This is a genomic window from Streptomyces sp. NPDC049577 (assembly GCF_040675635.1).
Classification (GTDB): Bacteria; Actinomycetota; Actinomycetes; order Streptomycetales; family Streptomycetaceae; genus Streptomyces.
In genome coordinates, this window is record NZ_JBFAPH010000380.1 from 1 (window position 1) to 5,765 (window position 5,765).

The following is a 5,765-nucleotide window of genomic DNA, read 5'->3' on the forward strand; positions in this document are numbered from 1 at the left end:
GACCGTGTGCCGGCCGGCCACCTCCTCCAGCAGCTCGGCGAGGACCTCCTCGTTCGTCCACCGGGGCCGCCAGCCGGCGTCGTGCAGCCGGTGTCCGCTGACCACCCACGGGTGCATCGTGTACTCGAGGTCGCCGGCCGGCGACGGCGTCAGCCCCAGCCGGTGCAGCCGGGAGGCGGCGCCGAGCGCCACGGCGGAGGGCAGCTCCATGCGCCGGATGCCGCTGAGCTCCTCGATCTCCTCCTGCTCCAGCCAGCCGTCACAGCCCACGGCCAGCTCGCCCTCGGCCTTCTCCAGGGCGGCGAACTCCAGGGCACTCACCAGGTCGTCCACGTGGCAGAACTGCCAGGTGGGCCGGGATCCCGCCACCACCAGCAGGCGGGGCGACTCGAAATAGCGGGTCAGGGCCGTGTCGGTGCCGCCCACGAGGACGGCGGGCCGCAGCACGGTCACGTTCAGGCCGGGGTGCGCCTTGGGCGCGCGCCTGGCCAGCCGCTCTATCTCCAGCAGGTCGCCGACCCCGGTGGCCTCCGCGGTGGCACGCAGCTCCGCGTCCTCGGCGAGCGGCACGTCGTTGTCCGGCCGCGCCCCGTAGACCATCGCCGAGGTGCACAGCACCACCCGGTGCACGCCGGCGGCCGCGGCGGCCGTCAGCACGGTCTGGGTGCCGCGCACGTTGTAGGCGGTGCGGGCGGCGGCGTCGGTCTCCAGGTCGAGGTCGAGGGCGAGGTGGACGACGACGTCGGCGCCCCGCAGCTTCTCCGCGATCACCGGGTCCCGCACGTCCAGCACGTGCCACTGCGCCTCGGTCACGTCGCCGCGGCGCTCGTCGATGGCGATGACGTGCTTGATCTCCTCGGACGCGGCGAGCCGCCGCGTGAGCAGCGCGCCGACGCCGCGTGCGGCACCGGTCACCGCGACGACGGGCCGTCGGCCGTGCGGGCTCGTGATCTCTCGCGCGGAACCGTTTCGCGCTGCGCGAACTTCTCGGTCGGGGGAACTCACCGGGCGTCTCCAGCGGTTGTCTTCAGTACGTATGTGCCATCACCTGTGTCATGACGCGTACGTACCAGGTGACGTCCATCCTGCCGCAGGCCCCGGGCCGCCGGGCACCAAGCCCCGATACCGGCGAGGTGTCTACGCTGGGTGGTGTTGTCGGGCATTCGCCGCCGGCCGGACGCCGGCGGCCCTACGAGCCGAGGAAACCCGTGAGTGACACCCCATTCGGATTCGGTCTTCCGCCGGAGGAGCCGGGAGACGGCGACGACGGCAAGAAGAAGGGCGGTGGTCAGGGTGGCGACCGGGGTCCGGCCAATCCCTTCGGGTTCGGCGGGGCCGGCGACGGCGCGGAGAACCCGTTCGCCGCGATGTTCGGTTCGCTGAACCCGGGCGACCTGGGTGCCGCCTTCCAGCAGCTCGGGCAGATGCTCTCCTACGAGGGCGGCCCGGTGAACTGGGACATGGCCAAGGACATCGCCCGCAAGACCGTCGCCCAGGGCACCGCGGACGGCACCAAGGACGCCAGCGTCACGGCGGGCGAGCGGGCCGCGGTCCAGGAGGCCGTGCGCCTGGCGGACCTGTGGCTCGACGGCGTGACGTCGCTGCCGTCCGGTTCGAGCACGGCGGTCGCCTGGAGCCGCGCGGAGTGGGTCGAGGCGACCCTGCCCGTGTGGAAGGACCTGGTGGACCCGGTCGCGGAGCGCGTCGGGGCGGCCATGGGCGGTGTGCTGCCCGAGGAGATGCAGGCCATGGCGGGCCCGCTGCTCGGCATGATGCGCAGCATGGGCGGCGCCATGTTCGGCACCCAGATCGGGCAGGCCGTGGGCGTGCTGGCCGGTGAGGTCGTCGGCTCGACCGACATCGGGCTGCCGCTCGGCCCGGCGGGGAAGGCCGCGCTGCTGCCGGCGAACATCGCCGCGCTCGGCTCCGGCCTCGGCGTCCCCGAGGACCAGGTCCGGCTCTACCTGGCGCTGCGCGAGGCGGCCCACCAGCGGCTCTTCGCGCACGTCCCGTGGCTGCGCTCGCACCTCTTCGGCGCCGTCGAGGGCTACGCCCGGGGCATCAAGGTCGACACCGCCAAGCTGGAGGACGTGGTCGGCCAGCTCGACCCCACGCATCCGGAGCAGCTCCAGGAGGCGCTCCAGCAGGGCATGTTCCAGCCGGAGGACACCCCCGAGCAGAAGGCCGCCCTGGCCCGTCTGGAGACGGCCCTGGCCCTGGTCGAGGGCTGGGTGGACGCCGTGGTGCACGCCGCCGCCGCGCCGCACCTGCCGTCGGCGGACGCCCTGCGCGAGACGCTGCGCCGCCGCCGCGCCTCCGGCGGGCCCGCCGAGCAGACCTTCGCGACGCTGATCGGCCTGGAGCTGCGCCCGCGCCGGCTGCGGGACGCCTCCCGGCTGTGGGCCTCGCTCACGGACGCCCGCGGCGCGGAGGGCCGTGACGCCCTCTGGCAGCACCCGGACATGCTGCCGACGGCCGCCGACCTCGACGACCCGGACGGCTTCGTCCACCGCGAGCACCTGGACTTCTCCGAGCTCGACCGGATGCTCGGCGAGGCGGCCAAGGGGCACAAGGGCGAGGACAAGGCCACAGACAAGGCCGAGGACCAGGGCGAGGACAAGGGCGGCTCCGGCAAGCCGGGCGAGACCGGTGAGGGCGACGGCAAGGGCGCCGCGGAGTGAGCCTGCATGAGGACGCCGTCCTCGTCCTCAAGGGGTACGAGGCACGCGGCGAGCAGGAAGAGCTGCGCGAGCTGTATCTGCGGCACCTCGCCGAGCACCCGGACGGCATGTGGAAGGCGTGCGGCGCCGGGCATCTCACGGCGAGCGCGCTGGTGATCGACCCCGCGGGCGGCCGGGTGCTGCTCACCCTGCACCGCAAGCTGCGGATGTGGCTGCAGATGGGCGGCCACTGCGAGCCCCAGGACGCCACGCTCACGGCGGCGGCGCTCCGGGAGGCCACGGAGGAGTCCGGCATCGCGGGTCTGACCCTGCTGCCGGGCGGCCCGGTCCGTCTGGACCGGCACCCGATCCCCTCCCCCTGCCACTGGCACCTGGACGTGCAGTACGCCGCGCTGGCCCCGGCGGACGTGGTGGAGGCCATCAGCGACGAGTCGCTGGACCTGCGCTGGTTCTCCTACGAGGAGGCCGCCGAGGTCGCGGACGGCTCCGTCGCGGAGCTGCTGAAGGGCACGCTGGCCCGTCTGGGCTGAGAGCGCGTGGGTAAGGGGCGGTCGCTCGGGCGACCGCCCCTTACCGCTGCCCCTCCGGGGGCACGTCTCAGTTCGTCCAGATGTTGCCCTGGTTCTGTCCGTGCGCGCCCTGCGCACCCAGGCCGTACTGGGCCATCAGCCCCTGGCCGATCTGCGCGCCCTGCGGCGGCAGCATCTCGCTGGGCTGCACGAGCACGTAACCGTTGCCGGCGAAGCTGAGCTCCCAGCCCTCGCCCGTGTTGCCGCGCCGCCGCCAGACGCTCGACGACGACGTCTGGGCCTGCATCTGGACGCGCAGCGACGACGACCAGGCGACGACCGCGTCCGCGTCGGCGTAGGCGTACTTCTCCGGCGTCACCTGGAGCATCAGGGGCTGGCCGGAGGTCATCAGGGCGACCTTGCCGCGGCCGGAGATCCGCAGGCTGTACGAGCCGGTGCTGGAGATCGCGGACTGGCTGTCCACCGCGACCGGCTCCCAGTGCAGGGCGGAGTCCAGGGCCAGCACGTACGCGCTGTCCACGGTCAGCCCGTCGTGGTCGACGTCGACCACATGGACGTGCTGCGCCAGATTGGCCAGGTAGACCGTGCCCTGCCCGGAGCAGCGCATCAGGTCCAGGCCCTCGCCGGTGTACGCCTGCGCGTACGCCTGGCCGTGCGTCCGGTACTCACCGTCGAACTCGATCATGCCCTGGTAGGCCACCATCGAGCCCTTGCGGGCGAGGACGTCGTCGTGGCCGGTCAGGGCGACGCGCAGCATGTGGGGGTTCTGCAGGGCGTAGCGGTCCTGCGTCTGGGCCTCGGTGTAGCCGAAAAGCGGGCTCTGCATGTCTGTTCGCTCTCCCTCAGCCCCGGGCCCGGAGCCGGTCGGTGCTGTCCTCGCTGGGCTGGACGACCACGAAGCCCTGGCCGGAGAAGCCCAGTTGGTACGCCTCGCCGCTGCCGCGGCCGATCAGCGAGGAAGCCGTGAAGCTGCGCTTCCCCTTCATCCGCAGGTTCGTCGACCAGGCGACGAGCGCGTCCGGGTCGACGTAGGTCTCGTCCTCGCCGCCGCCGCAGTCGACGACGATCGGGGTGCCGCGCGAGGTGAGCGCGACCCAGCCGGTGCCGCTGATGCCGACGTTGAACAGGCCCTGTCCGGCGAACTTGGCCATGCCCTTGACGCGCTCGACGCCCCACTGGAGGTGGGCGTCGAAGGCAAGGAGGTTGGTGCCGTTGACGGAGATGGAGTCGCCGCCCAGGTTCAGGCAGACGACGTCGGCGCCGTAGTCGGCGAGGTAGAGCAGACCGTCGCCGCTGCACTTCATGAGCGGGACGCCCTCACCGGTGATCCACTGGGAGGCCAGCTGGCGGACGGCCGGCGGGTTGGGCTCGTACTGGACGAAGCCCTCGTAGGCGACCATCGAGCCCGTGCGGGCGAGCAGGTCGTGGCCGCTCTGCATGGCGACCTTGAGCATGCTGCTGCCGTGGTTCTCCATGCGGGCGGCGGGCGGGGTCGGGGCGTGGCCCGTGATCAGCTGCTGGTCCATGACGGGCTCCCTCAGACCTCGTAGGGCTGGACGACGATGAAGTTGCCGGGAGCGCCGCGGAACTGGAGGTTCACGGTCTCTCCGCTGTGGCCCGGGTAGGCCTGGCGGCGCAGCCGCACCTGGCTGGAGATGATCACCTGGGCGCCGGCCGACCACGCGACGACGGCGTTGCAGTCGGCGTAGGTGGTCGGGGTGACGGGCAGCACGACGGGGGTGCCGTGGGTCTTGACGACGACGGTGCCGGTGCCGTGGAACTGCATGGTGAACAGCGCCCCGCCGGGGATGCCGTGGCCCTCGATGCGGCGGACCTCGTGGTGGAGCGACTCGTCGAAGGCGAGCACGGCCTCGGCGGAGACGCAGATGGCGTCGCCGTCGAGCTGGATGGGGTGCAGGTGCGCGGAGTTCTCGGCGAGGAAGACCTGCCCGCGGCCGGTGCAGCGCATCAGCTGCATCTCCTGCCCCGTGGCGTTGCCGACGAGGCGGCCCATGACGCCGGCGCCCTTGTAGCCGAAATCGACCTTTCCCTGGTAGAGCACCATGCTGCCCTGCCGGGCGAGCACGGGCTGCGGGTCGGCGCCGAGGTCGACGCGGATGAGCTTGGCGTTCTGCTGCGTCCAGCGCTGTCCGTTGGGCGCCTCGCGGTACTTCTCGAAGCCCGCGCGCACGCCGGGGGCGGCCGTGCCGGGCGCCGGGGCGGCGGGGGCGGCGTGACCGTAGGGGGCGGGCGGGGCGGCCGGGTGGGGCTGCCCGGAGTGAGCCGGCTGGCCGTAGGGCTGCGGTGCCTGCGGTGCCTGCTGGGCGGGGAAGGGGGGCTGGGCGGGTGCGGCCGGCTGCTGGCCGTACGGGCCGTGCCGGCCCGGCACGCCGGGCGGGCCCGGCGGGTGCGGGAGCACGCCACCGGGCGGGGTGTGGCCGCCGGAGAAGTAACCGGGCGGCGCGATCGGCGCGGCGAGGGTGGGTGCGGCGTGCACCTGGGGCGCGGACGCCGGGGGCGGGGATGCCGGGGGCGGGGTGCTGCCGGGCAGATC

6 protein-coding genes are annotated in these 5,765 nt (G+C 73.3%); 2 read left to right on the forward strand and 4 right to left on the reverse strand.

Annotated features, from left to right (window positions below; genetic code table 11):
* Positions 1 to 1,005 (reverse strand): SDR family oxidoreductase (locus AB0K09_RS28875; RefSeq protein WP_366068358.1); only part of this gene is annotated, 1,005 nt, incomplete at its 3' end.
* A gap of 203 nt (positions 1,006 to 1,208) precedes the next feature.
* On the opposite strand from AB0K09_RS28875, the gene AB0K09_RS28880 reads away from it, so the two are divergent.
* Both AB0K09_RS28880 and AB0K09_RS28885 read left to right on the forward strand, forming a co-directional pair.
* Positions 1,209 to 2,681 carry a zinc-dependent metalloprotease gene (locus AB0K09_RS28880; protein WP_366068359.1) on the forward strand — a complete coding sequence of 491 codons (1,473 nt, stop codon included), beginning with the start codon at positions 1,209 to 1,211 and terminating at the stop codon, positions 2,679 to 2,681.
* Positions 2,678 to 3,211 carry an NUDIX hydrolase gene (locus AB0K09_RS28885; RefSeq protein ID WP_366068360.1) on the forward strand — a complete coding sequence of 178 codons (534 nt, stop codon included), beginning with the start codon at positions 2,678 to 2,680 and terminating at the stop codon, positions 3,209 to 3,211. The genes AB0K09_RS28880 and AB0K09_RS28885 overlap by 4 nt, the downstream gene beginning before the upstream one ends.
* 67 nt (positions 3,212 to 3,278) lie before the next feature.
* On the opposite strand, the gene AB0K09_RS28890 is transcribed toward AB0K09_RS28885, so the two are convergent.
* The 3 genes from AB0K09_RS28890 to AB0K09_RS28900 all read right to left on the reverse strand — a co-directional run.
* The gene (locus tag AB0K09_RS28890; RefSeq protein ID WP_366068361.1) at positions 3,279 to 4,037 is read right to left on the reverse strand and encodes an AIM24 family protein; all 759 of its coding nucleotides are present in this window, start codon (positions 4,035 to 4,037) and stop codon (positions 3,279 to 3,281) included.
* Between the two features lie 16 nt (positions 4,038 to 4,053).
* Positions 4,054 to 4,737: an AIM24 family protein gene (locus AB0K09_RS28895; protein WP_366068362.1), complete on the reverse strand. Its 684-nt coding sequence runs from the start codon at positions 4,735 to 4,737 to the stop codon at positions 4,054 to 4,056.
* Between the two features lie 11 nt (positions 4,738 to 4,748).
* Positions 4,749 to 5,765 (reverse strand): AIM24 family protein (locus tag AB0K09_RS28900; RefSeq protein WP_366068363.1); only part of this gene is annotated, 1,017 nt, incomplete at its 5' end.